The sequence below is a fragment of the Mycobacterium sp. genome, assembly GCF_049673265.1.
In the GTDB taxonomy this organism is placed as follows: domain Bacteria; phylum Actinomycetota; class Actinomycetes; order Mycobacteriales; family Mycobacteriaceae; genus Mycobacterium.
The window spans coordinates 1-2,661 of record NZ_JBATXN010000591.1 but is presented as its reverse complement, the minus strand read 5'-3'; the positions used below and the strand labels follow the sequence as shown (position 1 = coordinate 2,661).

Sequence of the window (2,661 nt, the reverse complement as noted above, 5' to 3'; positions counted from 1 at the left end):
TAGCTAGCCAGGGGAAGCGGTTCGCCCGATGGTGTCTCATTGGCTTTTGTGTCCTTGCGGCGGTCGGCGTCGTCCTACTCGCGACCGACAAAGAGCTAAGGACCATGCACGTTGTCGGGCCCGGCGGGCCCGCTGATAGCAGCGGGCCGGGGATTCTCACCGGCCTCGACATCTCAATCTACGTTGCGGCCGCGGGTGCCGCTCTCGCGACCGTGGGTGCGCTGGCGCTGTTTCAGAACGCGCGCAACGGATCTCAGCGCGGTGTATCCACAGCTGACCCGACCGCTGGATTGCGCGAAACATCCGTCGTGCCGGCCACCGAGGGACACCCAGAGTCAGAACAAGCAGTGTTGGAAGCCGCGGCCTCAGCGGAAGGAGCTGAGGCGCAGGCTGCCGGCGTGCAGGCGCATAGTTTCGGTTCACGCTGGCAGCAGAAGTGGCCGCTGGCCGCGGCGGTTGTGGTGGTCGTCGCCGCCGTTACCTGCTACTTCCTTCTGGGCCGGCCGGCCACCACGCAGTCGGCAGGCGCCTCGCAGACCCCCACCAGCCTCACTCCCGCCCAGACCGCACTGCAGGGGCTGCTGCTTAGCGCCGACCAAATCAATGCCGCGATGGGCACCACCGTGCTGGAGGTCAAGGGAACCACAGGCGCGATGCCGAACCTTGCCGCGCAAGTGCCGGACAAGGCGTGCCGACCCATTACCAGCCCGGCAGAAGCCGAGGTCTATGAGGGCAGCGGCTGGACCACGATGCTCGGCCAGGCGCTCGCAGAGCCCGGCCCCAGGTTCAGGCATCGTGTCGAGCAGACCGTGGTGTCGTTTCCCTCAGCAAAGGAAGCGGGCGCGTTCTTCGCCGCCTCCGCTCAAAGCTGGCCTGCCTGCGCCGACCGGCAGTTCACCGTCGTAGCGATGGGCACGAACATGATGCACACGGCAGGTCCGGTCTCCAACACCAACGGCACCCTGAGCGTCACGCAGAACCAAGACGGCGTCGAGCTAGTCTTTAGCTGTCAGCGGGCGTTGACGGTAGCCCACAACATTGTCGTCGACATCATGGCCTGCAGCCTCAACCAAGCCGATGCACAACTCGGCACTGAGTCCGACGCGGCGATAAACATCGCACACCAAATAGCCGCGAAAGTGCCTGCAGCCTAATACGCAATCGCACGTGGATCACCAATGCACGCCTGGCACCAGCCGTATTGCCCGTTTGACCGACCGCGGAACTCGCACCCGGGTGAGCGCACGGGTCGGTCGCTTCGGTCGGCGCTGTGAGGATGATTGCACAGCAACGGTTTCCGGTGGTGTGATCCCTTGCGCTGCCGCTGAATCGGGATAACCGAGATAGAGCTGGTGCAGGATTCGGCGTGACAGCTTGGGGGTGAAATAGTTGCCGGCCTCGGAGAGAGTGCCCAACGGCGTGTCGATACGGGCTGGCTTGTCGATCAGCCCTCGCACTACCATCGCCGCCGCGTGCTCGGCGGAGATCGGCGGTACCGGGTTGAGCCGACGGGACGGCTTGATCATCGGTGTGGCCACCAACGGCATGTGGATATTGGTGAACGTGATGTGATCGGAAAGCGTTTCGGTGGCCACCACTTCGGAGAACGCATCGAGCGCGGCCTTGGTGGGCAGATACGAACTGTACTTGGGACTGCGTGCCTGCACGCCTGCGCTGGACACGTTGACGACGTGGCCGAACTTGCGTTCACGCCAATGTGGCAGCAATGCCAGCACCATCCGCACCGCGCCGAAGTAGTTGACGGCCATCACCCGCTCGTAGTCGTGCAGCCGGTCGGTCTGATTGACCACTGAGCGGCGGATCGAGCGTCCGGCGTTGTTCACCAGATAGTCGACGTGGTCGAAGCGACCCAGGATGTCCTTGACCGTGTGTTCCACCGAGTCGGAGTCGGTGACATCGCAGGTGAAGGCGTAAGCCTGGCCGCCGTTGGCGCGGATGTCGGCGACCAGGTCGTCGAGCGCCTCGGCGCTGCGCGCCAGCGCAAACACCGTTGCGCCCCGCTCGGCGATGGCGATCGCCGCGGCCCGGCCGATGCCGCTGGAGGCGCCGGTGATGATCACGTGACGGCCCACCAGGGCGCCGGCCGGATCGTCGCGGCGGGCCCGGTCAGGGTCCAAATGCTGCGCCCAGTAACGCCAAAGCTGAGGTGCGTAGTCGGCGAACTCGGGGACCTCGATACCGGTGCCGTGCAATGCGTTTCGCGTGTTGTCGGAGATAAACGTGGGCGCCAGGTCGACGACGTCGAGAACCTCGGCGGGGATGCCCAATTGGGTGGCGGCCATGTTGCGCCACACCTTGGCCCGCCCACGCACCTTCATCACGGGTGCAGCGACTGATCGGGGCAGCGATCCACGCAGCGGCGGCAGCTCGGCCTCGGCGGCGATCCCGCGGTAAATGCCGCGCAGGCCAATGGTTTTCGGTGCGGTCAGATGGAATGTCTGGCCGTCGCGACCGTCGGCATGCATGAGGGCGACCAGTGCATCGACCACGTAGTCGACCGGCACAATGTTGGTGCGCCCGGTGTCGGGCAGCATGATCGGCGTGAACTTGGGCAAAACCGCCAGCTTGGCCAGCACGCCGAAGAAGTAATACGGTCCGTCGATCTTGTCCATCTCACCGGTGCGCGAATCACCCACCACC

Annotated in this window: 2 protein-coding genes; one reads left to right on the top strand and one right to left on the bottom strand. The window is 65.0% G+C overall.

Annotated features, from left to right (window positions below; all coding sequences use genetic code 11):
* A partial coding sequence (locus WBF82_RS20065) for a sensor domain-containing protein (protein WP_424384685.1) occupies positions 1-1,154 on the top strand: 1,154 nt, incomplete at its 5' end.
* A gap of 18 nt (positions 1,155-1,172) precedes the next feature.
* On the opposite strand, the gene WBF82_RS20060 is transcribed toward WBF82_RS20065, so the two are convergent.
* Positions 1,173-2,661 (bottom strand): SDR family oxidoreductase (locus WBF82_RS20060; RefSeq protein WP_424384684.1); only part of this gene is annotated, 1,489 nt, incomplete at its 5' end.